The 26,524-nt window shown below is 39.6% G+C and carries 29 protein-coding genes; 23 read left to right on the forward strand and 6 right to left on the reverse strand.

Annotated elements, in window-relative coordinates:
• Entirely contained in the window at positions 1-906 is a 906-nt protein-coding gene (gene rlmF / locus AUR67_RS04235) for a 23S rRNA (adenine(1618)-N(6))-methyltransferase RlmF (RefSeq protein ID WP_058584249.1), read from the reverse strand.
• 326 nt (positions 907-1,232) lie between these two features.
• Here rlmF and AUR67_RS04240 point away from each other — a divergent pair, with 326 nt between their 5' ends.
• The 10 genes from AUR67_RS04240 to AUR67_RS04280 all read left to right on the forward strand — a co-directional run bounded on the left by AUR67_RS04240 (position 1,233) and on the right by AUR67_RS04280 (position 7,486).
• Positions 1,233-1,592 (forward strand): hypothetical protein, encoded by a 360-nt coding sequence (locus tag AUR67_RS04240; protein ID WP_058584250.1) that lies wholly within the window; start codon positions 1,233-1,235, stop codon positions 1,590-1,592.
• A gap of 274 nt (positions 1,593-1,866) precedes the next feature.
• A complete protein-coding gene (locus tag AUR67_RS04245) occupies positions 1,867-2,304 on the forward strand; it encodes a hypothetical protein (RefSeq protein WP_058584251.1) in 438 nt (145 codons plus the stop codon).
• 220 nt (positions 2,305-2,524) lie between these two features.
• Positions 2,525-2,692, forward strand: coding sequence for a hypothetical protein (locus AUR67_RS21245; protein WP_201024570.1), 168 nt, complete (start codon positions 2,525-2,527; stop codon positions 2,690-2,692).
• An 89-nt stretch (positions 2,693-2,781) separates the two neighbouring features.
• On the forward strand, positions 2,782-3,237 hold the full coding sequence (locus AUR67_RS04250; protein WP_058584252.1) for a DUF4262 domain-containing protein: 456 nt from the start codon (positions 2,782-2,784) through the stop codon (positions 3,235-3,237).
• Positions 3,238-3,302: 65 nt separating this feature from the next.
• On the forward strand, positions 3,303-3,809 hold the full coding sequence (locus tag AUR67_RS04255) for a hypothetical protein (protein WP_058584253.1): 507 nt from the start codon (positions 3,303-3,305) through the stop codon (positions 3,807-3,809).
• Positions 3,810-4,061: 252 nt separating this feature from the next.
• Positions 4,062-4,514: a hypothetical protein gene (locus AUR67_RS04260; protein WP_058584254.1), complete on the forward strand. Its 453-nt coding sequence runs from the start codon at positions 4,062-4,064 to the stop codon at positions 4,512-4,514.
• A 146-nt stretch (positions 4,515-4,660) separates the two neighbouring features.
• Positions 4,661-4,987, forward strand: a complete 327-nt coding sequence (locus tag AUR67_RS04265; protein WP_058584255.1) for a DUF6896 domain-containing protein — start codon at positions 4,661-4,663, stop codon at positions 4,985-4,987.
• A gap of 146 nt (positions 4,988-5,133) precedes the next feature.
• Positions 5,134-5,475 carry a hypothetical protein gene (locus AUR67_RS04270; RefSeq protein WP_058584256.1) on the forward strand — a complete coding sequence of 114 codons (342 nt, stop codon included), beginning with the start codon at positions 5,134-5,136 and terminating at the stop codon, positions 5,473-5,475.
• A gap of 94 nt (positions 5,476-5,569) precedes the next feature.
• A complete protein-coding gene (locus AUR67_RS04275) occupies positions 5,570-6,103 on the forward strand; it encodes a hypothetical protein (protein ID WP_058584257.1) in 534 nt (177 codons plus the stop codon).
• A gap of 480 nt (positions 6,104-6,583) precedes the next feature.
• Complete coding sequence (locus AUR67_RS04280) at positions 6,584-7,486, forward strand: alpha/beta fold hydrolase (protein WP_058584258.1); 903 nt, start codon at positions 6,584-6,586, stop codon at positions 7,484-7,486.
• Here the strand turns inward: AUR67_RS04280 and AUR67_RS04285 are convergent.
• From AUR67_RS04285 to AUR67_RS20875, 3 genes are all read right to left on the reverse strand, one after another.
• Complete coding sequence (locus AUR67_RS04285; RefSeq protein ID WP_058584259.1) at positions 7,419-8,903, reverse strand: tetratricopeptide repeat-containing sulfotransferase family protein; 1,485 nt, start codon at positions 8,901-8,903, stop codon at positions 7,419-7,421. The two genes, AUR67_RS04280 and AUR67_RS04285, sit on opposite strands and share 68 nt — an antisense overlap.
• 145 nt (positions 8,904-9,048) lie before the next feature.
• On the reverse strand, positions 9,049-11,634 hold the full coding sequence (locus tag AUR67_RS04290) for a TonB-dependent receptor plug domain-containing protein (RefSeq protein WP_058584260.1): 2,586 nt from the start codon (positions 11,632-11,634) through the stop codon (positions 9,049-9,051).
• A 297-nt stretch (positions 11,635-11,931) separates the two neighbouring features.
• Positions 11,932-12,084 carry an oxidoreductase-like domain-containing protein gene (locus AUR67_RS20875; RefSeq protein ID WP_082401749.1) on the reverse strand — a complete coding sequence of 51 codons (153 nt, stop codon included), beginning with the start codon at positions 12,082-12,084 and terminating at the stop codon, positions 11,932-11,934.
• Positions 12,085-12,190: 106 nt separating this feature from the next.
• Here AUR67_RS20875 and AUR67_RS04295 point away from each other — a divergent pair, with 106 nt between their 5' ends.
• Together AUR67_RS04295 and AUR67_RS04300 are read left to right on the forward strand one after the other, a co-directional pair.
• Complete coding sequence (locus AUR67_RS04295; RefSeq protein ID WP_054563995.1) at positions 12,191-12,601, forward strand: hypothetical protein; 411 nt, start codon at positions 12,191-12,193, stop codon at positions 12,599-12,601.
• 88 nt (positions 12,602-12,689) lie between these two features.
• Positions 12,690-14,051, forward strand: coding sequence for a leucyl aminopeptidase family protein (locus AUR67_RS04300; protein WP_058584393.1), 1,362 nt, complete (start codon positions 12,690-12,692; stop codon positions 14,049-14,051).
• Between the two features lies 1 nt (position 14,052).
• Here the strand turns inward: AUR67_RS04300 and AUR67_RS04305 are convergent, their stop codons facing one another.
• Both AUR67_RS04305 and AUR67_RS04310 read right to left on the reverse strand, forming a co-directional pair.
• Positions 14,053-14,439 (reverse strand): VOC family protein, encoded by a 387-nt coding sequence (locus tag AUR67_RS04305; protein WP_058584261.1) that lies wholly within the window; start codon positions 14,437-14,439, stop codon positions 14,053-14,055.
• Between the two features lie 71 nt (positions 14,440-14,510).
• Positions 14,511-15,584, reverse strand: a complete 1,074-nt coding sequence (locus tag AUR67_RS04310) for a ketoacyl-ACP synthase III (protein WP_054563970.1) — start codon at positions 15,582-15,584, stop codon at positions 14,511-14,513.
• Between the two features lie 151 nt (positions 15,585-15,735).
• Here AUR67_RS04310 and AUR67_RS04315 point away from each other — a divergent pair, with 151 nt between their 5' ends.
• From AUR67_RS04315 to AUR67_RS04365, 11 genes are all read left to right on the forward strand, one after another.
• Positions 15,736-17,046 carry a metal-dependent hydrolase family protein gene (locus AUR67_RS04315; protein ID WP_058584262.1) on the forward strand — a complete coding sequence of 437 codons (1,311 nt, stop codon included), beginning with the start codon at positions 15,736-15,738 and terminating at the stop codon, positions 17,044-17,046.
• An 8-nt stretch (positions 17,047-17,054) separates the two neighbouring features.
• Positions 17,055-17,459, forward strand: a complete 405-nt coding sequence (locus AUR67_RS04320) for a DUF4440 domain-containing protein (RefSeq protein ID WP_054563972.1) — start codon at positions 17,055-17,057, stop codon at positions 17,457-17,459.
• A 17-nt stretch (positions 17,460-17,476) separates the two neighbouring features.
• Positions 17,477-18,688: a sensor histidine kinase gene (locus AUR67_RS04325; protein ID WP_058584263.1), complete on the forward strand. Its 1,212-nt coding sequence runs from the start codon at positions 17,477-17,479 to the stop codon at positions 18,686-18,688.
• The gene (locus AUR67_RS04330; RefSeq protein ID WP_058584264.1) at positions 18,685-19,218 is read left to right on the forward strand and encodes a response regulator transcription factor; all 534 of its coding nucleotides are present in this window, start codon (positions 18,685-18,687) and stop codon (positions 19,216-19,218) included. The genes AUR67_RS04325 and AUR67_RS04330 overlap by 4 nt, the downstream gene beginning before the upstream one ends.
• Positions 19,219-19,370: 152 nt before the next feature.
• Positions 19,371-19,775 carry a DUF1761 domain-containing protein gene (locus AUR67_RS04335; protein WP_054563975.1) on the forward strand — a complete coding sequence of 135 codons (405 nt, stop codon included), beginning with the start codon at positions 19,371-19,373 and terminating at the stop codon, positions 19,773-19,775.
• A gap of 39 nt (positions 19,776-19,814) precedes the next feature.
• Positions 19,815-20,066, forward strand: a complete 252-nt coding sequence (locus AUR67_RS04340; protein ID WP_054563976.1) for a hypothetical protein — start codon at positions 19,815-19,817, stop codon at positions 20,064-20,066.
• Between the two features lie 112 nt (positions 20,067-20,178).
• Entirely contained in the window at positions 20,179-20,640 is a 462-nt protein-coding gene (locus AUR67_RS04345; protein ID WP_058584265.1) for a hypothetical protein, read from the forward strand.
• Positions 20,641-20,798: 158 nt separating this feature from the next.
• Positions 20,799-21,068, forward strand: coding sequence for a CBU_0592 family membrane protein (locus tag AUR67_RS04350; RefSeq protein WP_054563978.1), 270 nt, complete (start codon positions 20,799-20,801; stop codon positions 21,066-21,068).
• Positions 21,069-21,251: 183 nt separating this feature from the next.
• Positions 21,252-23,234, forward strand: a complete 1,983-nt coding sequence (locus AUR67_RS04355) for a TonB-dependent receptor plug domain-containing protein (RefSeq protein ID WP_058584266.1) — start codon at positions 21,252-21,254, stop codon at positions 23,232-23,234.
• Between the two features lie 23 nt (positions 23,235-23,257).
• Complete coding sequence (locus AUR67_RS04360) at positions 23,258-24,997, forward strand: sensor histidine kinase (protein WP_058584267.1); 1,740 nt, start codon at positions 23,258-23,260, stop codon at positions 24,995-24,997.
• Positions 24,994-26,364, forward strand: coding sequence for a sigma-54-dependent transcriptional regulator (locus AUR67_RS04365; protein ID WP_058584268.1), 1,371 nt, complete (start codon positions 24,994-24,996; stop codon positions 26,362-26,364). Before AUR67_RS04360 ends, AUR67_RS04365 begins: the two co-directional genes overlap by 4 nt.
• Positions 26,365-26,524 lie beyond the last annotated feature (160 nt).

Consider the following 26,524-nt stretch of genomic DNA (forward strand, 5'->3'; position numbering starts at 1 on the left):
TTATACTAGTTCGTTAAGAATGGCTTCGCGGTCGGCTTGGTCAAAATAGCTCCAAGCAATAAAGCGACTCATTTTTTGGCCTTGTGCCATTTTTATAACTTTTACTTCTTTCACATCAAGAGTGCTAAGTAACTTTTTTATATGCGGTAAAGTGTCAGACTTAGAAACAAGCGATGTAAACCAAATACATTGCTCTGCAAACTCTTGGCTCTCAATGCACATTTTACTGATAAATTCGCGCTCACCGCCTTCACACCAAAGCTCGTTTTGACGGCCACCAAAATTAAGCGCTTTTTGTGGCGCTTTGTTTAGGTTTTTCCATTTACGCTCAGTACCTGCTTTGGCCTGTTGCTCGCTGGCATGAAACGGTGGATTGCATAAAGTTAGGTGAAAAACATCTTTATTCGATATCACGCCCGAAAACATTTTATTGGCGTTATTTTGCTGCTTAACATTAATTTTGAGGCGGTTGAATTGCACGATTTGTTTGGCAATTTTAACAGACAAGGCATCAATATCGGAGCCTGTGAAGTGCCAGCCATATTCGTGATTTCCAGTAAGCGGGTAAATCACATTTGCACCCGTACCTACATCAAGCACTTTTACTTGCTTACCCGTCGGAATATGACCTTGGTTATCGTTTGCTAATAAATCGGCCAAGTGATGAATGTAATCAACTCTACCAGGAACCGGTGGGCAAAGGTAGTTGTCGGGCAAATCCCAAAAATCGATTTTATAATGGCTTTTTAATAACGCTTGGTTGAGGGTTTTAACCGCTAATGCATTGGTGAAATCAATGGTATCAGTGCCCGCTGGCGTTTGCGTTATATAAGGTGTTAGGGCAGGAGTATCTTTGCATAGCAAAGTAAAGTTGTAGCCATTTAAGTGGCGATTTCGCGGATGCATTGAGGAAAACCTATCTGTTAGCCATATCAAAGGCTGATTGTACCAAATAAATCTTTGCTCTGAGTTAGTTTGCGGTGGATATTTTTGCTTAGTAGCATTAATACATGGTGAGCAAAAATAAGTTGAAAACTGATTGAGTGGATTTACTCAAAGTATGGGCTAGTTGAGGTTAAGAGCGAAAGAACGGGCATATTGGCCATGATACAAGCAACTAAAATTAGTGTTTAAAAATTTCTACTCAAATTGGGTCAAATTGGGTACTACCATAAGACATTTAAAGCTGATAAATTCGTAAGTGATTCAATCAAGGAAAAATAATAAAAATCATGGTTAAAAAGATACTTAAAGGAATTGGTATAACATTTTTAGTGTTAATTAGCTTACTTGTACTTTTAGCAATTTGGACTGCGAATAAATCCTCTGCTTACAAAGAAACCGCCGTTCCTTACCTAAATTCAGCAATTGTAGATATCTCTAAATGGGATCCTCAAACTCTCAAAAACTATATGACCCCATCATCAATTGAAAATGCCACAGATGAAGATATTTCTAAAATCATGCGTGCATTCTCAAAGTTGGGCGAATTAAAAGAACTAGGTGAATTTGAATTTATAAATGTTAGCTCTAAAGCTGTTACCGGAGGTGGTTCTGGTACTTATGTTACTTATTTAATTCCAGCTTCATAGACTAATGGAGACGCACAAATAACCGTCACGCTAAAAGAAGAAGGTGAGTCATTCTCTATTTATAACTTCAATTTAAATTCGATGGCGCTTATTGATTAAGTTTAGGGGTAAGAGTAACGACTGGTCTCATTGTTTTAGCCTTTTCGTTAATAGTTGATGAGCCAAATGTCACGTATCAATGCAAAAAGGACTATATATGCAATAGCATGAACCCTCTACTAGGCCCTTTATGGGTTCATATTGTGTTTGGAAAGCCATAACAACAAGGAAGCCAATGAAACAACTATTCGCGGTGTGTTTATTCATTTTTATATCTTTTACATCTCAAGCAATGGGAAATACTGAGCAAGCTGAAAAAGTACCATTTGCAAAATCAGATGAAAGGAATGAGCAAAATAACCTAAGGCTTTACGAAATTTTTGTTCCTAAGAAAAATGGTGATCTTTTTTTAACAGAGATTAATTTGTACAAAGAGAACGAGCAAAGTGTTAGCTTAAAATTTGAAGATGCTCACATTTACCCAGATTTTAAAGAAACTTACATCGTTATTAACCCTAACTTGGTAAACACTTTCGAGATTTATTTAAATTACTCAACAACCAAAGATGGTGGCCTTGTGATGTGTGGCGGTAATAGAGTAAAGCTAAATATCAATGATTTATTATTCGTTGAAAGCCCTCCTGAAGTTATCCCACCGCCGAGGAAACCGTAGCAGATTTTGCATGATATAAATTAAATTACTCCTAAAAAACATTGTTGTCAGGGTTAAAAGGTAAGGTCAATTTATGGTTCGTTGTCGGTAGTTAAACAGAAATGTAAAATATTTTGCTGCATTTTTGAATGGTTAAATCGGTTTCAATATGATTTAGTTTCATCAAAAATAGCAAGCGCAACTGCTTGTATTTAAATAGTTTATTTTCAAAGGAATGTTTATGTCTAAAATTAAAAAAGTAGTGATAGCTGTAGTAATTGTGCTAAGCCTTGGGGCAATTGCTAAACAATACAATGAGCACAATCACACAGAGATGGCAATTAAAGAGTGTGGCAATAAAGACAACGTCGCCAAAGTCGACTCTAAAGGTTTTGAGTGTAAAGACTAATAGAGAATAGCGACAGTTGATTGATGTTATAAATACGAAGCAGCCGTTACGTTAAATAATGCTTTATGAATAAGGAGTTAGTTTAAACTATGAATGAAGCAGAGAAAAAAATCCTACAAGTCATTGAGCAATATGGGTGTTATGTAACATCAGTTTTTGATCCTGAAGGTGAGAGCCCCAACTTTACATATTCAACAGGTATCAGTAAAACATATGATGCACCCGAACTTATTATAATCGGTTTAAACAGCAAACTAGCTCACTCAATAGTAAATAATTATGCAGGACGTTTAAAAAATGGTGAGAAATTCTCAATTGGTGAATTCTATGAGGGGTTCTTAGAAGGTTTTGATGTTACTTTCTGTGAGGTATCACAAGAAAATAAACAAGAATTTATGCTTTCAGCTTGTTGGTATAATAATGACAAATTTGAAGCATTACAGTTGGTGTACCCTACCACTAGTGGTATTTGGCCTTGGGATGCTGATGCAAACCAGAGCTTTTTAACACTTCAGCCTTGCCTAGCAACAAAGAGTGCGTGGTAATTTTTAAAGGACGTTTAGTTAACATTTGAGCGAGGTAGGTTCATTCACCTTTGTTAGCTGAATTCATGATGGTTTCAAAAGGTTTTTATAACTCGAAAGTGAAAGGTTTGAATAAAGAACAAAGCAAGGAAAGTGGTATCTTATATGCTGTATTTACAACAGTTTTATTGTACTTCCTTTTTAAAATTACGTTAATTTTTTCTATGCAGTTAAATTGGCATTCAACCTGTCTAAGCTCGCTTTGGGATAATGCCAACTCTGTAGTGACACCTTTTTTAGGGTTTTCCATTGTCGCTGTATTAAGTTGTATCTGGTTTTTTTATTGCGCCATAAAATACAAACAAAAAGCAGGTAAAGCGGTATATCTTTTATTAGGTGTAGGAGCTGTGTTCTATTATTTTTGGTTTAGAGGCTTTTACGGTTTTTGGCAGCTAATGAGCTACGAACAAAAAGAAATAACAGTACAAGAGTTTTATGAAAAAACAGGTGGTACAGATAGACTCACTTTGTTGTTTGGTAACCGCCTAAGGCATCATGAATTGTGTAAGTCCCCACATGACATGATTAATTAAAATACAGATGAGACGTTTTGTGTGGTACCAATATCGGTTGCTGTAAAAATACACTGCATAGTTATTTCGCTCTTATATTCAAGAGAATGAGCAACGAGCGCATTTTATTTTTCTGAAACCCTTTAGGATTAATTAAAAATACGAGTTGTCGATGCCTTAAGTTATTTGTTACTAATAGATTTATTAATACATGAGCGTGACATTGGCAGAAAGATGCGTGACGCGCGCACTATAAAATTGTTAGGTAGCTAAATGGAATTTCAGAGTTGGCCAACACCTTTTGAAAATGGCAGTTTGTGGTTAGTCGATTTGTCATGGGGTACCAAAGAGTGGACTTTAGAGAAATCGAATGGCGTAAAGTACCTGATTAAAGGCGACGCAAAACACGAAAACCATGAACTTGTTGCTCGTGTATTTCACGAAGAATCACAAACTATATACGAGCTATTATTTGAATCTGTAAATGGCTTTCGTTGTCTTGATGAGCATGGGTTGACTGAAGTTTGGAGCGAACAACGACCAAAGTTCAATTCTTTTAAAATAAGAGGTCACGGCTGGCACAAAGAAAGTCCGCTCACCTTCTTTATAGGAAATGATGGTGAATGGTCTCACTTAATAGTTACTTCTGACGAATGTTTAGAGGTTGTTTGTCTAGAAAGCCCTATTGTAAAAGTGATTGGTAAAGCAGAGGTTTTCGCTACCTAACAAAGCCATAAAAAAGGACGCAAAACAGCTGGCTTTTGCTTATAGTCAGCTAATTTCTGCCGTTAATGGCAAGTGTTATATTCTTAGGGAAGTTTGGTGAAAGATGAAGAGCTAATCGAAATCTAATTCCTTTGTGGCATGGTGTTATGGCATGGGCAAAAGAAGTTCTGGTTCGTTCATATAAACTGGATGATGCGAAAGATATCTTGGGTCGAGAATACCGAGGAAAAAATCAAATTCCCGGAACGAATTGGTTTTATCGTACACACGGAATAGGTGTTGATGTATTCAAAACCCCCGAAGTCGGCGGAATTGATTTTGATTTCGGAAAAGATGAGCCAGATGAATGGCGGTTAAAGATCTTTTTTGAAAAACAATTCAATGATGGTCAATTACCTTATGCAGATTATCAGCATCTAGCAGACGATGAAGAGCGTTTAGAGAAAGCAATCAAAATGGTCTTAAGCAATTGAGAATATAACAAGCCCATTATGGCAATTGGACGCAAAACGCTTTGCTTGCGCTCATTCTTCGCTTAATTTAGCCTGCTATTTTACGCCTGTTAGGCAAGTGTTAAGTGCAAATGAATAAGAAAATATTATTTATAATCATGCTTTTGATGATTGCATCAATAAGTTATGCCAAGAGACCTGCGCCTAAAGAGGTGTCGGCCATCATTCATGGTAACCATGTTTATGTTGTCACTCATTGGGCTCATGATAACGGCACTGATCAAAATGGTGGCTACATTGACGTACTAGATGCAAAGACAGGTGTTAAAGATTGGGGTATTCAAATTTACAAAACAGAATATGACCCAAACATCGTGAAAGATATTCAAGATGTTTTTATCACAAACACTGAGATTAATTTCTTTGGTACTAGTCTAAAAGTAACAGATGAACTAGGTCGTAAATTTAACGTCGATCTAATTAATAAAACAGTGTCAAAAGCAAAGTAGGAACTTAAGAAGGCCTGCCATGCAGGCCCCAAATATGCTTCGCAATTTTGGCCCATTCTGGCGGCGTTAGTCATCACCATGGATTTTTACTCTAATGAAATTAAAACATATTTTTTTGCTTCTAACTCTCCTGCCATTTTCTGTGCATGCTAAACAAGGCTTCACTATTTGGAGTGATTTAGTATCTCGTTCGGATTTAATAGCGCAAGTTTCAATTGAAGAGGTAATGAAAAACTCGGAGGGTTCAGGCACGTCAAAAGTAAAGATAAAAAAAATCCTCAAAGGCGACAATAAGACTGACTTTGTTCTTATTGATTGGAAAATAAGTACAATTCAATCTGCTTTATTCAATATATATAAAGATCATGTCGTTTTTCTGCAAAAAAACGAGAACGGAAAATATAGTGCAGCGGCATTGGGTAAGTCATTCTGGGAACTCGAAAAAAATTACACTAACCGAAAGCTCTATACAGATTCTAGTATGTTTTCTTTTTATTATATTGAGGAAATCCCCGAGCAATTATATGAAGAAATCGAGGTTCCAGCTACTTGCAATCGTAATTCTAGGTTGATTAAACGTATTTATTTAAACAAGCTTATAGAATATTTTACAACTAATAAAACATAACAATCTAATTAAGGTGTGACTGCTAAAGCTTGGCTCAGTTTCGCTTCGCTACACAAGTTGAGCCAAGCATTACCAGCCTCTTAGTGTGGCGCTACCAAATAAGTACTCTAAACATTTTTGTCCTAATATGGTCATGCTCAAAGTCTGCTCGCACTCAATGATGGCCTAATGACCGCAAATGGCAAAAGGCCGTCTCTCCAGAATATGTTAATTACGTAGCATTAAAATCATCAAACAAACTTTTTCAGCACCATTTCATAGCTTTTCGTTAGTGATCATTTAGCCAAAGGCTCCTGCAAGTCGAACTTCTAATATCAATGAATAATGGCTCTGCATTGGAGTTACTATTTAGTCAAAATCTCATCGTGCCTGAGATTCTCATTTTGAGTGGCACTCGCCACGCCAAAAACTTGCTTTGCTGCAGAGACTGGCGTAATTTAACACTGGTACGATGAGTCTATAAGAATAAAAAGGTCAAACGTGACGATTAAACAAGAATCGGTGTTTATTAAACTAGCCGAAAGCCAAACCTTACATTTACGCCGTATCAGTAAGACTGATGCGAAAGGCCCTGCGGTGTTTTTTATGCATGGTGCCGTTGAAAATGGCAAAATCTTTTACACCCACAGCAATAAAGGTTTAGCACCATTTTTAGCTGAGCATGGCTATGTTTGCTATGTGGCTGATTTACGCGGTCGTGGTGAGAGTAAACCTGCGATTTCAAAGCATGCAAAGTATGGCCAAACCGAGGCTATTTTAGAAGATATCCCCGCATTTCTAGATAAAATTAAACAGCTTGAAGGTGAGCCTGCTCGTTATTGGGTGGCGCACTCATGGGGTGGGGTGTTAATGAACAGTGTGTTTGCCCGTTTTCCTGAGTTGATTGATGATGTTAAAGCCTGCGGCTATTTTGGTTCTAAACGGTCTTTGTATAACCATCATCCAAGCAAATATATTCAAGGTAATTTGATTTGGTATGGTTTGGCGCCATTAGTTGCCCGTAAGCATGGTTTTGTGCCGGCTAAAAAACTGAAATGGGGCAGTGATGATGAAACCCGTAAGTCACATTATCAAAGCATGCAATGGGCTAAGCGCAAACCTTGGGTCGATACTGACGATGGCTTTGATTACGCCAACGCATTAGCAGATAAGGCACTGCCGCCCATTATGCATGTGGCTGGTGTAAAAGATAAAGCCCTATGCCAGCCTATTGATATTGAAAAATTTATGGAAGAGTCTGGCATCGGCAAGCAAACGATGACCATTTATGGCCGTAAGTTTGGCCATAAGGTCGATTATGATCACATAAATATGCTTACTCACCCACAGGCGCGTTTTGATCAATTTGTTGACTTGTTGAACTGGTTTGAGACTCACGCATAAGCGTGTGCATTGCGCTCTCGTAGCGTTTGTATTTCTCTAATGCTTTATCACTTAACGGCTGTCTCACAGCCGTTTTGCTGAGCGTTGCCACCGGTTTTTTTGACTTATAAAAATCTAAAAACTGTGTGCTGTATTCAATGTTTAAGAACTTACACAGGGCTGTTAGTGTTTGTTCGCTGTCACTGATAAGTGCTTCATAGCTTAAATCAAAAACCGCCTCTGGCATCACGTTTTGCCAATGCTCCATTAACTGCTGATACAAATCAAAATACTGTTTAAACTCTGAGAGTGAACAAAAATAAGGTTCGTTTTCAGCAAAATAGTTGCTAAAAACTGACCAAGCAATTGCATTATACTCGCGCTGCATATTAATAAACTTGGCGTTAGGAAAGAGTAAGTAAATCAATCCAAGTGACTGATAGTTAGCTGGTAGCTTATTGATCATAAAGGGGCGCACAACTGGCGCTTGCTTTATTCGTTCAATATAAATATTGCGGGCATTGTTAATTAGCCCTTGGTTCAGCTCTGCTAAGCAATCTGGGTAGGGGAGTTGTGTTTGTTGTTCAAGGTATGCAACAACCTGATTACTGATACTGGCATCTTCGCCAAGACTGGCAAAATCATCATGGCTTGCCAGCATTTGCTCTACCAGCGTTGAGCCACTTCTTGGCATGCCAATAATAAAAATGGGGGTAATTGTACCCGTGAATGTTTTGTCTCTGGCATCAATTAGCTCAGCTGTATTTTGCTCTATGATGCGCTGATAAAAAGGCACTAAGTCACGGGTTTTAAACTGCGTGAGTTTTGTTTGTAGCTTATTAGCTAGGCTAAAGTAGTTAAAAGCTTGTTCTGTATCATTTAACTGATCATAGCTTTTACCAAGGGCATAATAACACACCATTTTTAAGCGCAGATTATTGGTTAACGTTAAAAACTGGTGTAGCTCATTTATGTAATTTTGTTCGCTATTAAAACGCCCAAACTGCACTAACTCAAATAAAATGTACGCCTTTACAGGGTAATTTCCCATACCAAGGGCATGTTTTAAAATACTGTAGGCTTTGTCTAGCTCACCATAGGTTAAATAATGTTGGGCAAGATAGTAGTGTGGCTCAGGGTTGTGGTTGGCAATTGATTTTGCATATTCGAGTACGGTTAAGGCATCTTGTGGTGAATGCACGCCATTAAAAGCATCGGCAAGAGCATGGAGTGGTTCAAGCATATGAGGTAATCGTTCACAGGCTCTTTGTAGAAGGTAAACCGCAGCATCATAACGTTCTAAACGCAGTGCAATACGGCCCAATCCAAATAACGCTTCGCCGTTTTCAGGATCTGAATCGAGAATGGTTTTAAAATGAAACTCGGCCTCTTTAAGCTTGTTTTCATTCAGTAGTTGATTCGCTTTTTGTAACAGCATAGGAATGGCGGGTTATTTGTTATTTTTATTTACTATAAAACGAAAAAGGCGAAATGTCTTTCGCCTTGGTTAACTATAAATATCCAGAATAAATCCGGGGTATCGACTTTCTAGGCTGATTGCTCAACCTAGAAAGCTGTTCTATTTAGAAAGTATACGTAGCTTTCACGTAATAGAAGCCGCCGTTGATACCATATGGCGACGTTTCGTAGTATTTACCACCCCAGTTATTGTTAGGGATGCCAGTACTGTCATAGAAATCAAGTTTCTCTGCTTCTTGGTCGAATAAGTTGGTCGCACCTACAGAGAAGCTAAGCTCTTCAGTTAGGAAGTAAGTCACTTCTGCATCAATCGTTACTGCAGCATCAGCTGTTTTCGCTGTTGCATCGTAATCTACGTGTACGCCTTGGTATTCGCCATAGTAGTTAACACGTGTAAATGCAGAGAAGTTCTCCCATTGTTGTGCCCAGCTAAGTGTTGCACGGTGGTTTGGTAAGTCATTTTCTAAACGGCTTACTTTAAATTCACCAGTAATGTCTGTTGACTTAGTTACTTCAGTGTCGTTCCAGTTGTACGCTAAGCTGAATGTTGAACTACCGCCTAGTAGGTCAGTTGAATAGTTAGCTACAGCATCAACACCTTGCGTTGTTGTATCGAAGTCATTCGTGAAGAAGCTTACTTGCGCTAAGTTTTGTACGTTTGGTACGCCTGCTGCTTCAAGTGTGTCTTTATCAGCTTGGCTTAACTCAATTTTATCTGATTGACTGATACGGTCATCAACTTGGATGTTGTAGTAGTCAACTGTGAAGAATAAGTCACCAAGTGTCCAAACTGCACCAAATGTATAGCTTTGTGACTCTTCAGGTTGAAGCTCTGTACCACCTAATTGCACTGCAATTGGGTTTGTTGGTGGTAAAAGTGCTGAGTCAACAAGAACACCGCTGCTTAGGTTTGTTTGAACGTTACTTACATTCGCTTGACCAACAGTTGGTGCACGGAAACCAGTACTGATTGAACCACGAATGTTCAAGTCTTCAGTTAAGTGGTATTGACCAGTTAGCTTGTAGTTAGTAGTTGAACCAAATGAATCATAATCTTCATAACGTAACGCTAAGCCCATTAAAAAGTCTTCTGTGAATGGTGCTTCAACATCAACGTATGCAGCATAGTTACGGCGTGTGTATTCGCCTGCATCAGATGGTTTGAAACCAGGGAAACCATTTGAACCGATACCAAAACCTTGTTCAGTTAGTGGGCCTGCTGTGAAAGACGCTACATCACCAGATACAACAGTGAAGGTTTCTTCGTGCCATTCAAGACCACCGGCAACGTTTACATCGTAAGCTAAACCAAAGTCAAAACCTTTTGATAAATCAGCGTTAAAGTTTTTCTCTAACTGTGAGTATTTACCAGGGCTGAAATCGCGCGGGCTTTCTGGGCCTAATGATGCATTGATTGTGTCATAGATGAAGTAACGAGATTCGTTGTAACCAACTGTACCGCTTAAGTCATAGTAAGCACCCTCAAGGAAACCTGAAGTGATTTCACCTTTAGTACCAATTGTTAATGCAGTATCAGTGATGTTACCACCGAAGTTAGGTGTAAAACCGCCCGGAATCATTTCGTTAAACGCAAAACAATCTGGGTTGTTAGCTACTAGATCGATGTATCTTTGGTTATCTAAAACGTTATCATCAATCATGATATCGGTAGGACAGTTACCGCTCATATCGCCAGTTAAATCACCAACAAGCAGTGTTTCACCGCCGTCATTTGAGTAAACACCTGGGCGAGTGTGTGGATTACGATAGTAGAAACCACCACGTACGTCACGCTCAGAGTAGTTACCAAACATGTAGAATTCAGATGAGTTGCTTAACTCAAGACCAATGTTACCAAAGATTGTAATATCATCATCAACTTCAGGTGCACCCCAAATTTGTGCTAAAGAAGATACTTCAGGTACACCTGCTGCGTTAAGTGCCGCCGCATCAGGGCGTTGTACTGAACGGCTAGTTGCATCAGCTGTTTTATATTGGAAGCTTAAGTTAGCAAAACCGCTATCGGTAAATGGTAGACCCACGTTACCTGAAATTTGTGTTGTATCGCCATCACCTTCGTAGTATTCGCCTTGACGAATTTCGAATGAACCACCTTCAGAGGCATCTTTTAATACAAAGTTCATTACACCCGCGATTGCATCAGAGCCGTATTGTGCTGCAGCACCGTCACGAAGTACTTCTACTTGCTTTAGGGCAATACTTGGAATAACTGAGATATCAGCACCTTGAGCACCATCATTGATACCACCACCTAAGAAGGCGATAACTGATGCACGGTGACGGCGTTTACCATTAACAAGTATTAATGTACTGTCAGAAGGAAGACCACGTAAGTTAGCAGGGCGTACAAGTGACGCTGCATCACTAATTGGGTTTTGGTGAACGTTAAAAGAAGGAACTGAGCCTTTTAAAAGCTCTAGCATATCGGTGTTGCCGCCTTTATCTAGCTCTTCACCACCAATGATATCAATTGGTACTGGTGAATCGCCGATTGAACGTGGCGCAGAACGAGTACCTACCACGGCAATTTTTTCTACGTTTTTGTTAACTTTCGTTTCTTCTGCTGCTTGCTCTGCAGCAACAACCGAACCCGACACAAACAGACCTGCTGTTGTTGTCGCTAAAGCAAATTTAATTGCTTGTTGTAGCGCATTATTTTTGAATTTCATTCTGACTTCCCCAGTTAGAATATTTATGATTATGTCACCGAAGTTAAATAATAAACTTGGTGTAAATCTCTTATACAGCCTGTAAATTTATTTTGCAAATTGTTAATGTGATGTTGTTTTTGGCGTTTTTATTTGCACGTTATTATTGTTTTTTTAATTATGTGCATGAAATTAAAGGGGATAATTTATTCTAGTTTTTTCTTTTAAGCGTAAGAAAGTATATAAAATATCTAAAAATATTTTAAAAAAGGAATTTTTTGATTGGTTTTTAAGCGAAATTGGATTTGGAACGATCTATTAGGCTTGTTGCGGAATGTTGTTTAATTGCCATTGCTTTAATTTTTCTCGGTATTCATCCCAAACACATGGGCAACAACTACCACCACCACAACATTCATCTGGGGCCGGCTTTTGGGGTTTTGGCTCAGCCTGTTGTATAGGTGTGTTCATGTTTAATACTGAAAAATGATTACGAATAGAGTATTAAGAATAAAACAAAAACTAATATAAGTAAATTATGCTTTGTGAACTTCTTCAGCTGTGTGAAAATAACCACATGCGATTATACAAAGTTATTCATCGAGCCCCATTCAGAGTGGCTAAAATTACCAAAAAGCGTCAGACTCTACGCTTCAAGCGCGCTATGGTAGCACTTAAAATCGCACTTGCCCAAGAAAAGCAAGAAACAAAAGAGATGCTTCATATCTATAGGCGATACACCCAAGGCCAAGCTACTAAAGAAGAATTGCATACTGCCAATGAGCAATTTTTAGATATATTAAAAGGACTCGGTTTAGGCGTATTTGCTGTATTACCTTTTGCCCCAGTGACAATTCCTTTGGTTGTAAAACTGGGTCAATGGGTTGGTGTTGATGTGCTACCTAGTTCATTCAATATCAATAAGTCGATTAAAGAGATTGATCAACAAGTAGAAAAAGAAGAAAAAGAGAAGCAAAACAAAGACTGATTAGGTTTTGCTTATCTGATTTTGCCTATACCTTTTGTATCAAGATATTGGTATGCTTAAATACCTTTTCTTTATATCGAGTCGTTTAATGAGTTCATTAATTCGCCATTCTTCTACGGGAATTCCCCTGTCATTTATTGCTAAAGCTGACCTATCAACGTGGTTCACTGAGCAGCCGCAAGCCTTACAAAATTGGCTAACAAATTGTGATTTTAAAAACAAAGGCATGGCCTTAATTGCTGATAGTGGAACCGGCTCACTTGAGCATGTGTATTGTTTAGTTAATGATTTGCAAGACTTTTGGTTAGCAGGTGACTTATCAACAAAACTGCCAGCAGGTTGTTATCAAATTCAAGGTGATGACAAGTTTGTAGAACAAGTAGCGCTGGGTTTTGTGTTAGGTGGTTACGAGTTTAGTGAATATAAAGAAAAACCATCGCCACGTGCCACACTAGCCATTAAAGATGAAAGCTTAGTTAAGCGTTTATCGCAGCATGCAAGTGCTATTAATTTAGTGCGTGATTTAGTTAATACGCCTGCTGCAGATATGATGCCGCAACACCTATCACAAGTGATGGCAGATTTAGCCGACACCTTTGATGGTGAGTTTAGCGAGTGGGTTGGTGATGAATTATTAGAGCAAAACTACCCAACAATTCATATGGTTGGTCGTGCGTCTGAGAATAAGCCTCGCTTACTTGATTTACGTTGGGGCTCAAAAGATGCTCCACAGATTACCTTAGTCGGTAAAGGCGTGTGTTTTGATTCAGGTGGTTTAGATTTAAAACCAAGCTCAGGCATGCGTAATATGAAAAAAGACATGGGCGGTGCCGCGCATGTTATTGGTCTTGCGCAGTTAATTATGGCTGCCAACCTACCAATTCGTTTACGCGTATTGGTACCTGCAGTTGAAAATGCGGTTTCTCGTAATGCATTTAGACCGGGTGATGTGATCAAAACTCGCAAAGGGATCACAGTAGAAATTGATAACACGGACGCTGAAGGTCGTTTAGTGCTGTGTGATGCACTTGCTGAAGCACAAAACGATAACCCCGATCTTATCGTTGATTTTGCAACTCTGACTGGTGCTTGTCGTGTAGCCCTCGGCACTGAATTACCGGGCTTTTTCGCAAATAACCGTGAAGTGGCTAACAAATTGATGGATGCAGGCGAAAGTTGCCATGATCCTGTATGGCAACTGCCGTTATTTGATCAATACAAGCCATTATTAAAAAGTGATGTAGCTGATATTGCTAACTGTGCTTCCACTCCTTTTGGTGGTGCGATCACTGCAGCTCTTTACTTAAAAGAGTTTATTGAGCCAAGCACTCCTTGGGTTCACTTTGATGTTATGGCTTGGAACTTACGTGCATTACCGGGTCGCCCTACAGGTGGTGAGGCATTGGGTATTCGCGCTGTGTTTAATTACCTACAAGATCGCTTTCAATAATCTAGAGTTGGTAAAGCTCTAAAGGTAAATCATCGGGATCGGCAAAAAACGTAAATTGCTTCCCGGTGATTTCATCCACTCTTATTTCTTCAACCTCAATACCTTGTTGTTCTAAGTACTGCTTAGATTTTGCAATATCAGCAACTTTAAACGCCAAATGGCGTAGCCCTTGTGCCTCTGGATAGCTGGGTCTTTGTGGCGCTCCAGGAAACGAAAACAATTCTAATTGGCTACCATCAGGAAGTGCTAAATCTAACTTATACGAGTCACGTTCAGCACGGTATAGCTCGTGGATAATCGGCAGTTTTAAAATTTCATTATAAAAATGCTTTGATTTTTCATAGTTGCTACAAATGATTGCAGCGTGATGTATGCCTAATAATTCCATTATATAGTCCATTTTTTGTTCATAAAAAAACGCGGACTAAGCCGCGCTTTTCTACTAAAGAGTGTCGAGGATTACTCTGCCGCTTTACATGCTGCAACAGCTGGTGCAACAAGTTCAAGGCCTGTTTTATCACACTCAGGTAAAGCTGCATCAGACACTGCAATAGGTGTTACACGCTCGCCCCATTTAATGTAACTCGCCGCCCAAGTTAAACCAGCGCCAAAGGCTGCTGACATAATGTTTGAGTTAGGCTTGATAAGGCCTTGCTCAACAGCTTCACAAATTGCAATCGCAATTGTTGCAGCAGACGTATTACCGTAGTCGGCAATGTTTACCATGACTTTTTCGTCAGCTACTTTCAAGCGTTGCTGAATAGCTTGGATAATACGTAAATTTGCTTGGTGAGGAACTAATACGTCAATGTCATCAAGCTCTAACTGTGCTTGGTTTAGCACGTCGTCACAAGCTTCACTCATACCCTTAACAGCACGTTTGAAGATTTCTCGACCTTCGAATAATAAGTTAGACGGGCCAATTGGCTCGTATTTATTTAAATCGCTACCAAAGTTTTCGATGTGCAAGATATCGCGATCTTCACTGTCACATCCGGTTTTAGTTGCAAGTAAACCAGATGGTGTATCTGAAGCTTCTAATACAACCGCACCTGCACCATCACCAAATAATACAGCACTGTCGCGACGCGCCCAGTTGATGTACCAAGTCATGCGCTCAGCAGCAATAACGACCGCTTTTTTGATCATGCCTGCACGAATTTGTGCCGTTGCTGCTTGTAATGCGTATAAAAAGCCTGAACATGCAGCGTTAGTATCCATTGCTGCTGCGCCAACCGCACCAATATTTTTCTGCACTAAAGAGGCCGTATTTGCCACCATAGTTGATGGTGTACAAGTCGCAAGAAGCACAAGATCAATGTCTTTACCATCAACACCAGCACAAGCAAGCGCTTGCTTTGCGGCAACGGTAGCTAAATCGGCAGTAGAAACATGGCTGACACGGCGAGATTTGATGCCTGTACGTGTTGTGATCCATTCATCATTGGTATCAACAATATTGCTAATTTCATCATTGCTGATGCTTGCTGGTGGTATACATTTACCCCAGCCAGTAATTTGGGCATAAGACATAATGTGTTCTCTTTATGTGGTCAGACTTGTTAAATTTTTCCGAAGTTATATCAAAATTCACTTGTTAACACTAGTTCATTGCTGCGCTATGTCGTAAATAATGGCATTTACTCAGTATTTAAGTTAAACCTAGTATAAAAAAGAGGCGATTATGAAAAAAATAAACCTAAAAATAAGCACATTATCGGTACTGTCTTTATTATCTTCGTTTGTGGTTAATGCACAAACCACCATTATTCATGCTGGAAAGATGCTGGTAGGCACTGATCAAGATGTCAAAGAGCAGCAAACGCTGGTTATTGAAGACAATAAAATTGCCGCAATAAAAGCTGGTTTCCTAACTAAGCAGCAATTAAATCTTAGTGATGCAGATGTTATTGATTTAAAAAATCAGATGGTATTGCCGGGTCTGATTGATATGCATGTTCATGTTACCTTTGAGCGAGATGCAAAACGTAACCCACACCAATGGGCAACTGAATACGAAGCCGATTACGCTCTTCGTTCTTTAAAGTACTTACAACGTACGGTTGATGCAGGTTTTACCTCTGTGCGTGACCTAGGTAGCAGTTATCAAGTTATCTTCCCATTAAAGCGAGCAGTTGAACGTGGCGACATTGTTGGCCCGCGCATTTTTGCTGCAGGCGATATGATCACACCGACCGGTGGTCACGGTGATATGCATGGCTATCGTCGTGATATCACCAAAGCGACAGAAGGGGGTGGCTTGGGTGTGTGTGATGGCGCAGCCGATTGTACTCGTGCAGTGCGCGATGTAATTAAAAGCGGTGCCGATGTGATTAAAATAACCGCGACAGGTGGTGTTTTAAGTAATACAGCGGCAGGGGTTAATCAGCAATTTACTGATGAAGAACTCAGTGCCATTGTAAACACAGCCCATCATTTAGGCCGCAAAGTGACCGCTCATGCTCATGGCACAGAAGGTATAAAAGCAGCACTTAGAGCAGGTGTTGATTCAATCGAACACGGCTCTTTTTTAGATAAAGACACGGTTAAGCTTTTCAAAAAGCAAGACGCGTATTTAGTTCCAACCTTACTCGCTGGCGCAACAGTTAAAGAAGAGGTGCTAAATAACCCAAATATGCCAAAAGCAATTGCTGATAAGGTTGAAGTAGTTGCGCCAAAAATGGAAGCATCGTTTAAATTAGCGTTAAAAAACAAGGTTAAAATAGCCTTTGGTACAGATTCAGGCGTATCTAAGCATGGTGATAATGCTAAAGAGTTTGAGTTATTAGTTAAATACGGCATGACACCAAAGCAAGCAATTAAATCAGCCACCGTTGAAGCTGCTAAACTATTAGGTCAAAGTGATAACCTCGGTGACTTGAGTGTTGGTAAACAAGCAGATATTATCAGCGTGAATATAAATGTACTTGATAACATTAGTGAACTTAGTCAGGTTCGGTTTGTTATGAAGGGCGGTAAAGTGCTCAAACAGTAAGGGTTACTATGGGCGGTAAAATTAAAGAGACGTTATTTAATCATTTAATTGATGCAGAGCGGCAGCTCCTTGAGCCAGAGGTACGTCAATCTGCAGAAGCGCTTGATGCATTACTTGATGATGATTTTATTGAAATAGCCGCTGATGGCACGTCATTTAATAAGTTCCAAGTTTTAACCCGCCTACCAACAGAGGTGGTACCGCAGTTTTATAATCAACATTTTAAAGGCCGAATGCTCAGTGATGATATTGCACAGCTAAGCTATCAAGCGGCCTTTAGACGTTCAGCTCGCTCAGAGTTTAACTACTCAGTTCGTATGTCACTGTGGCGTTTTAATGGTAAACAATGGCAAATGGTGTTTCATCAAGGAACGCCTTGTGCTGTTTTTACAATTTCAATGGACGATGATTAAGTTTTAAAGAGTCCGTTATGCAAACCGATCCGGCGATCAGTCGCCTACTAATTTTAAGAAGTGCCGCAATCGCCGTGCAGTTTGTTGCTGTTATTGCAGTGTATTTTCTTTTTGAATACCAAATTCCTTTATTACCTTTACTTGCTGTAATTTGTATTGAAGCAATCTTTCAGCTGTTAAGTATACTCGCTTACCGAAATGTCACGAAAGCAAGGCCTGCAGCTGTGTTAATGCAGCTTACAGCCGACTTATTGTTTTTAACTATTTTGCTTTCATTAAGTGGTGGGGCTACTAATGCATTTGTTTCGTTATTACTGTTACCGATAATGATAGCGGCGGTGACGGTCAATGCGAAAGGGCTTGCTTATACAGCTGTGCTGGCAATCGCCGCTTATAGTTTTTTACTGATAAAAATGCCAGAACACACCATGCACCAAATGCAGATGACTCATCATTTTATTGGTATGTGGATTAACTTTGTTATCAGCGCCATCGTTATTGCCTTTGTAATTGGCACATTAAACAGCACGTTAAGAGCCAGAGAAGCTACTATTTCCCGTACCCGCGAGCAACAATTAAGGCATGAGCAATTATTAACGCTTGATGGCGCTGCCGCACAAGTAACGCATCAACTTGCAACGCCGATAGCAAACTTACAGCTATTATTTGAAGAGTTACAAGAGCAACAAGCTGATGACCCTATTGTGCAAGAAATGGCTAAGCCATTAGCTCAGTGTAAAGAGCAACTTGCTCATTTTAGGTCACTATCAAATGCACTAAGAACCGGTGAAACACAACAAGTGATTAGTGCTAAAACACTGCAAAACACTATTCAAGATGCTATGACTCTGCATTTTCCTGAGCAAAGTTTACAGTGGCTAAATGACGCCCCTGATTGTTCGATTTTAAGTGATGCTATGCTGTTACCGGCTATTTTAAACTTGTTGCAAAACGCCGTATCGGCAAATAACCATAATCAGCAACACAACATCGAAGCTAAATGGCAAATCGATGAGCAAATACTTTCATTGTCGTTACGTGATTTCGGTCAAGGATTTAGCGAGCAACAAATGGCATCATTAGGCGGTCAGCTCATGCCAAGTAGCGATGGAATGGGAATGGCAGTTATGCTTTCTAATGTAACCTTAGAGCGCTTAAATGGCTCATTAACACTAAGTAATCACCCACAGCAAGGCGCGATTGCGATGGTTAGTTTAAAAATTGTATGAAACTTTTAATTATTGAAGACGATGTAAACCTAGCCAGCACGCTTGCGAGGCGCTTTACAAAACAAGGCTTCACATGTTCACTTGCTCATAACGCTGAGCAAGCTTTACAAAAAACAACCACTTTTGAGGCAAGCCACTTTCTGGTGGATTTAAAACTCGGGGATGATAACGGCCTTGCGCTAATTAAACCTTTAAGAGAACAATTTCCTTCAGCGCGTATCGTATTGCTCACGGGGTTTGCAAGTATTGCCAGTGCAGTAGAAGCGATACGTTTAGGTGCTGATGACTACTTACCAAAGCCTGTCGATTTCAATTCATTATTAAAAACAATCTTGGGTGATGTTGAAGCTGGTTCCTCATCGGTAAACCCCGAGCCAAGCCAAATAATGTCGCCAGAGCGTCTTGAGTGGGAGCATATTCAACATGTATTGCATAGCAACAATGGAAATATCTCTGAAACTGCGCGCCAACTGAATATGCACAGAAGAACCCTACAACGTAAATTGCAGAAAAAACCCGTACAACACTAAATTGATTGTTTATTAAACTTAAATAATTCTGCGGTTAATTCTAAAGTATGGTTTATATATAAATAGGTACAAAACTAAGCCTTTTTGATTTGCTGCATTGCTGATCCTTAACTAAAGTCAAATTAAACCTGTTAGTTGTATGAGTCTGGCGTATGCATTTTTCAGAACTTAATTACTTCGCGATCTTTTTTGCTGCCCTTGCATCTTTCTTATTGGGCGCTGTGTGGTATTCACCTTGGCTTTTTAAACGTATTTGGATGGAAAGTTGTGGTTTAACAGAGCTTGACCTTCAGAGCATCAATCCGGTTATGGTGTTTGGCGGCAGCTTTGTTTTATGTTGTTTAATTGCATTTAGTTTATCGTTATTTATTGGCGCAAATGTCAATGTGGGAGTGGCTGTTGGCACAGGGTTTATTATTGGCTTGTGCTGGGTTAGCTGTGCCTTAGGTATTGGCTATATTTTTGAACAACGCCCATTAAAATTGTTCTTAGTTAATGCAAGTTATTCAATATTACAGTTTTCTGTTATCGGCTTAGTTTTGGGGCTCTGGCCTTAACATGTTAAGGTAAGGTTTTATTTTAGCAATGTAGTTGTAATGGCAAAACCAAACAAAAAAGGCCCGACCAAAACAGTCGATATTTTTTGCTCACAATGTAAAACCCAATTATTTAAATACCGCAAAGGCGGAAAAGGGGCGTTGGTTAAATGTTTTGTTGAACGTATTAGCCAAGACTTTACCAATGAAACAGGTATCTGCCCTGACTGCCAACGTCAATTCGCCCGTGAAACCATGATCCGCGGCGCACCTGCTCTAAAAATCATCGGTGGTAAAGTGACCCATAAGTAGATTAGTATTTGCCACATTTTTGATGTTTAATTTAAAGTTGGTTAAAGAGTATTAATACCATTTCTGTAAATTTGCTTTACTGGGAAACATAATCAAGAAGGAAAAGATTAACTTGGTTAAACATGCATTTGCTGCCTTGCTTATGGTTTTTGGGACTTTTCCCATTTTGACTTCGTGTGGAGAGACAGCTTCAAAAATAAACATCAATGAATATGTGTTCGTAAGAACTATAAACCCAAGCGATAACCTATACAAATATGGCGCATTTAGACTTAAGCCTATAAAAAATGAAGCTAATGTCGTCCAATTTGATTGGATTACTGTCGAGTCCCCAAACAGCATATTGAAAATAGAAAGTGACACTACTCATGTAGGAAAATCATCCTTTTATGTGGCAGATGGTCTAAAGTTTGATGTTTTTTACCTTTCTTTATCTATTGCTGATCAAGCCTCTTGGTGGGTAAATGAAGTGCCTGCGGAGTTTAAAACCATGTATACCACTGAATTTTGTCAATCATCTTTGACAAAGCTAGAGCAGCTTAACCATGAAGATCTGAGTATTTGCTTTGAGTAAATATTAACTGTAATTAAAATACGGACATTTATCCTCGTTTATCCCTCATGCTCTGATACTATTGACCGGTTTGCTGTTTCAATGAATGAAAACAACCCTCCCCATGGATTGGGCCAGTTGTATGGGTATAAACACATGAACAAAATGGATTCACGCACGTGATAGCACTTTTATTTGATATTATTGGTATGACAGGCACATTCTTAGTGGTTGGTGCTTTCTTTTTATTACAACTGAATAAAGCATCGCCAACCGGCCTTGTGTATAACATGATGAACTTAACAGGCGCGATTCTGTTACTAATTAGTCTTTGTTATAACTTTAACCTTGCTAGTTTTGTTATCGAAATTTTCTGGATAGCGGCGTCACTTATCGGTTTATATAAGTACATCAAGGCAAAGCGTACTGCTAATGTTGAAACAGCTTAATTAAGCTTAGCTCAATAAAATTAAAACCCATTTTTATCTGAAAGTGGGTTTTTTTGTATCTACTTCCGAGAACTCTTCAACTAAAACTATAAAAACATTGCAAGCTTGCCAATCTTTTGTATTAATAGTGTAAACAAGGTGTTGCTTTTGCAGCATAGGCTATTAGTACAGGTATCTCGCAGCGTGAAGCTTTTAAGATGTTCAGCACTTTTTTCAATTGCAGTTGCCTCAACCATTCCACTGGTTGCAAACGCGACTGATGAGCAAGACTTATTCTCTTTAAGTTTTGAAGACTTACTTAATGTACAAGTCGATATTGCTAGTAAAACCAGCGAAACCCTGTCATCTGTTCCCTCGACAATGAGTGTATTTAGCCGTAAACAAATTCAAGCCCTTGGTGTTGATAACGCCTATGAGGTAATGAACTTTGTGCCAGGTATGCAATCTACCCGTGGTGATTGGGTTGGTGCCGTGCCTAAAGATCATGCTCGAGGTGTATATCTTGATAGCGGTAATGTACTGGTGATGATCAATGGTGAGCGTGTCAATGAGTCATCATTTGGTAAAGCTTCTGTTTACATGCCTTATATACCTATTGAAGTCATTGAAAAAATAGAGTTTATTCGCGGTCCAGGCTCGGCGCTGTATGGCAGTAATGCGTTTTTAGGGGTGATGAATATTGTTACCTCTAAAGAACGAAATGCACTGCAGCTTGTGGTTGGCAACAATGGTCGCTATGGGGCAACAGGGCAGTTTAATACCTCTTTAAGTGATGATAGTGCTCTCTTTGCGAGTTTTTCGTATGACCAAAAAGACGGCGAAAGCTACCCGCAAGGAGTAAAAGATCCTCTTGAGGCGCTTTACCTAGAAGCAGGTGTTGATTACAAAAAGCTGCAATTACGTGCTCGTTACAACGAAACATCCCTTGATGAATTTTTAAACCTTGCTGGCTATTCAACACAAAATCAACACACCAGTGATAACACCTTTGTTGGCATTAAATATAACTGGATTAATAACGATAAGTTAAAGCTAGACTCCAGTTACTCGTACACTAAACATAATATCTCTAGTGCTGGTTTAATCGCTGCTTTTGACGATATACCTGACTTTTTACTTGGCCCAGCTTGGCAAACAACCGATAGCAAATTTGAAACTGAACTGAGTTATCAGTTTGATAATCAATGGCAGCTTGCCGCGGGTATAGAATACGCAGAGGCTAAACAAGTCGAAGCTGGGGTACGTACTAATTACTATGATGATGAGTCGATGTTAGTCATTATTGACCCCGCTTATTATCAGCAAGGTATTGCGACGGTGATGGACTTTCCTGAATTTGCATCACTTAAATATACATTCGAAACATATAGCGCCTACGGGCAGTTAAAAATACCTTATTCAGATGCACTTACTTTATTTGTAGGGGCGCGCTATGACGATGTAAAAGACATCGACAGTAAACTTTCGCCTCGCCTTGCCGGCGTTTATGTAATAAACCCAGAGCATACCGTTAAACTACAATATGGCGAATCGTTCAGAACCCCGGTTACTAATGAGCTTTTTTCAAATGATGATGTCACCGTAGGTAACCCATCACTTCGCTCTGAGTCGGTAAAAACCACTGAGCTTGTTTGGCATTATCAAACCTCAGAGTTACAAGCTAATGCGGTGCTTTTTTATAATGAACTCAATGATTTTATAAATATTGAGCCAACGCAATCTAATGATGCCTTGTTTACTTTTACAAACTCATTTAATACTCAAAACAGTGGTATTGAGCTTGATGGTACTTGGCAATCAAGTAAAGAGTTCTCTGTAACAGGTACCTATACGCAATACTTTGAAGACCCAATTAATGCGAGCTTTAAGCGTTTTGCAAGCTTAGTGAGTAGTTATAATTTATCTGACAGCTGGCAAGTGAGTTTAAACCTACTATGGCGTGATAAAGTAGAAGTAAGTTCAGTTACCGGTGCTCACTTTGAACAGTCTGCCTATAGCTTATTAGGTGGCAGCTTAAAATGGCAGTTAAACGCAAACAGTCAACTAATGCTTAAAGCAGAAAACCTGTTAGGTAAAAAATATAATGTGTTTGATCCACGTATGGACAATGGCGCTGTCGCTGGTACAACAGAAGATTTATCGTTACACTACCAGTTCAATTTTTAGTTGCGCTGCTCTCAAAGGTTTGAATGTCGTCATTAAGTAAAAAGTTAGTTATTGCAGGTGCAATGCTTTTATTGTTGCTTGTATTAGTTTTTTACGTTGGACGCGCTCATGACTATCAACAAGCAGAGCAACAAAGCCGTGTTCAAGCTACTCAGTTAAGTCATTATTTTTCAAGCGAATTAGCCCGATTTAAAACAATTCCGACCTTAGTCAGTGCCAATGATTTAGTTAAATCTTTTGTGGTTAAGCAAGGAATAGGCGAGCAGGCTGTTAATTATTATTTAGAAGATATTCAACGTGCCAGTGGTGCATCAGATGTCTATTTAATGGATTTAACAGGCTCGGTGGTGGCAAGTAGTAACTGGCAAGTTGATTACACCTTTTTGGGTAGTAACTTTGCTTTTCGGCCTTATTTTTATTTAGCCAAGCAAGGTGAAAAAGTAGCTTATTTTGCTTTAGGTATGCGCTCAAGTGAGCGGGGCATTTACTTTTCAGAGCCGGTTATTGATAAAGGCAAAGTTATTGCCGTTGTCACTTTAAAAGTGAATGCTAAAAAGTTTGAACAAGACCGCCAGCTACTAAATGCATCAGACAGCACCCACTTTTATATTGCACTAGAAGATAGTGTTATTGTGATGTCGGATGTTGAGGACTGGCGATTAAAGTCACTTGAATCGCTTAACGACGAACAAATGGCTGCTTTGGTTAAGTCGCGCCGATACTTGTCTCATAAACCGAGTTTACTTAATCATAACCATAAGCTTTTAAGTGAACAAACCGCGCAGCAAAATATTCAACTTAATGGCAAGCAAGCGCGCTTTATTAGCGCCACCGAAACAATAGATATTATAAACGCTAAAGCCAGTGTGCTGGTGGATGTGACTAATGTGGAGCTTGCACAAATACCTCGGCTGCTTTGGTTTAGTGTGTTTTATGCTATTGCAGTGGTGTTAATTCATATGGCGATGGTGCGCTTTGCGGGCTACAAAAAGCTCTTGTTTTCAAGACATAGCCTTGAGCAAGAAGTAATTGAACGAACCCAAGCGCTCGAAAAAGCGCAAAAAGCACTGATCCAAACAGCTAAGCTTGCAACGATAGGTCAATTAAGTGCGGGCATTAACCATGAAATTAATCAGCCCTTAAGTGCCATGAACACTTATTTAGTAAGTGCAAAGAGGCTGCTTATTAAAGGCAATATTGAGCAAGCCAGCGAAAATTTAGTGCTGGTGCAATCTTTAATAGAGCGTGTCCACAAAATTGTCGCTCAGCTTAAGCATTTTAGTAAACCCGCACAAACCCAACTTAGGCAGCAAAGCTTAGCGAGCATGTTAAAAAATGCGTTAATGATCGCCAGCGCCCAGTTAAAGCAAGACGATATCGAGGTAAAAGCTGCTGATATTGATGCAAACATAACGGTGTGGGTCGATAGCGTTAAGTTTGAACAAGTCTTGGTCAACGTGATCACCAATGCTAGCCAAGCAATGAGTGAATCTGAAAAGCGTGAATTAAGTTTTGATCTCGAACTATTCGACGACCGAGTGAAGCTATCAATTCTTGATACAGGCCCAGGTATTGATCAACATGCATTGGGTAACATCTTTGAGCCATTTTACAGTACTAAAACCAGTAACGGTTTAGGTTTAGGCTTATCTATTTCACGACAAATTATCGACTCATTTAACGGTCGATTATCGGCGCATAACCGCCCTGAAGGCGGCGCACAATTTATAATAACCTTACAAACAAATAAGGAACCATCATGAGTGTAGTTGCAGCGACCTGTAATCAGGTAATCGTTATTGATGACGAAGCGGTGATACGCGATTCATTAAAGCAACTCCTTGAGATTGAAGGTTATCAAGTTCAGTGTTTTAGTGAGCCTACAGCGGCACTGTCAAAATTGAGTCGTCGCTTTGAGGGAATTGTATTAAGCGACATAAACATGCCAAAAATGGACGGTTTGGCATTTTTAGAACAAGTTAAGGCATTTGATAGTGAACTGCCGGTTATTTTCCTGACTGGCTTTGCTGATGTATCTGTAGCCGTTAAAGCTATGCAACTAGGCGCTTATGATTTATTCGAAAAGCCACTGACAGAGCAATTGTTAGACTGTATCGCGCGCGCTTCAGAAAAACGTGCTTTAGTGATGGAAAACCGAGCCTTAAAAATCGCAGTAGAGAAAACCTCTGCGCCGGGTGTGCGAATTTTAGGTGAAACTGAGCAAATGCAACAAATGATGCATTTACTCAATGCGGTTATCGATACTCCCGCTGATGTTTTAATAGAAGGTGAAACAGGCACAGGTAAGGAGTTAGTTGCCCGTTACTTACATGATCAAAGTAACAGATCGGCAGCTAATTTTGTTGCCATAAACTGCGGCGCAATCCCCGAACAGCTCATCGAAAGCGAACTCTTTGGTGCAGCCAGTGGCGCATATACAGGTGCTACGCAATCTCGCCAAGGTAAATTTGAATTTGCTAAAGGCGGTACTGTCTTTTTAGATGAAATAGAGTCAACGCCTGCAAGTTTACAAGTAAAGTTATTAAGGGTGCTTGAAGAGCGTAAAGTAACGCCTGTAGGTGATAACCACGCCATTGATTTAGACGTGCGTATAGTTGCAGCCACCAAAGTAGACTTAATGACACTGGTCGAAGCAGGGGAGTTTAGAGCTGATTTATATTACCGCTTAAACTTAGTTAAAGTGAGTATTCCGGCATTACGAGACAGAAAGGCTGATATTCCACTTTTGTTTAAACATTTTAGCTCGATAGCGGCGACACGTTTTCATAAACCACCTGCACCACTAAGTAGTGAAGCAAAGCAGCGACTTCTTGCCTACGATTGGCCGGGTAATGTGCGAGAGCTTAGAAATCAGGCTGAACGTGCGGTATTGCTAGGCTCTGATCTGGCCTTTGCCTCGTACAGTGATGCAAACAGTGACAACGAGCTTGCTCAAGACTTAAGCCTTGCCGAGAAAATTAGCTTTTATGAGCAATCTCTTATCGAAGAAGCGCTCGAGCGTAATAACGGCAGCATAAAAGAGACTATGGCTACATTACAAATTGCTCGTAAAACTCTTTACGACAAGATGACCAAGTACGGTATTAATCGCGAAATGTTCAAAGACTAAGCAACCCTCTCACATTAAACTCTTCCCAATGGGTGGAACTGGTGACAGCATGTTTTTAAAAATGTGTGGATATCCACCCATAAAAAACAGCTCTTTTTACGTCAATAAAGTTAATTTACTGTTATTTAACAGCTTTTTTAAAATTAACTAAGTTGGCAAC

Origin of the sequence: Pseudoalteromonas sp. XI10 (assembly GCF_001469895.1) — a bacterium.
GTDB lineage: Bacteria > Pseudomonadota > Gammaproteobacteria > Enterobacterales > Alteromonadaceae > Pseudoalteromonas.